At 59.7% G+C, this 727-nt stretch carries 1 protein-coding gene; it reads left to right on the plus strand.

Features of this window, described 5'->3' with window-relative positions; all coding sequences use genetic code 11:
• The first annotated feature begins 167 nt into the window (after positions 1 to 167).
• Positions 168 to 701: a hypothetical protein gene (locus WC815_24190; GenBank protein ID MFA5911890.1), complete on the plus strand. Its 534-nt coding sequence runs from the start codon at positions 168 to 170 to the stop codon at positions 699 to 701.
• Positions 702 to 727 lie beyond the last annotated feature (26 nt).

Raw genomic sequence — 727 nt, forward strand, 5'->3', positions numbered from 1 at the left:
AACGCTGCATTCGGCGCACGCTGCGCTACTGCGATTGTGCTTGCATGGGGGGCTTTCCGGCGCCGCGCACTGTTCAGACATGACCATAAATGCCGCCTGTGGTGACCTGACCCTCTATATATACGCGAAATCGCGCGAGGTTTGATCTAAATCAAGGCGCTGAATCGTTGATACACATCAATGTCAGAACGGCTGCGCTTCGCTCAATTCCCCTCACGGATATAATCGGCAGCGAGCCCGCATCGGCGATGGACCGGCATTTTCAGGCACATTCGATCGGCTTGCGGGATGCGAGGTCCGCCTACCCACTGATCTATCTGCATGACGCCAGCATATCGCTGGAAGAATGGCTGCGCTTCGCGCGCCGCCGTTGTCGCCAGCCGTCAGACCGCGCCGGACTGATCGCTATCCGAGACCGGCGCGGGCATATTCACGCCCTCTTCGGATACCGGATCGACATCGACCTCCGAACTCGCAAAAGGCTCTGCCTTAATAATCTCGTTGTCGCGCGAATGCCCGGTTCGCTGATCGACGAAGCGATTATCGCCAGCGCAAACGAACTGGCAGCGCGCTTCGCCTGCCAGACCATCAGCCTTGAGCAGCCGTTCAGCCGCGAGACCGGCGTGCCTGGCTCCTGCCCGACGGCCTGCGATCTTCTGGCCCATCGCATCAGCTTTATCCCGAGCATGCAGCGCCATTGAAAAAACAGGCCTGGAGCCGTCGGACG

Source organism: Vicinamibacterales bacterium, assembly GCA_041659285.1.
Taxonomy (GTDB): domain Bacteria; phylum Acidobacteriota; class Vicinamibacteria; order Vicinamibacterales; family UBA2999; genus 12-FULL-67-14b.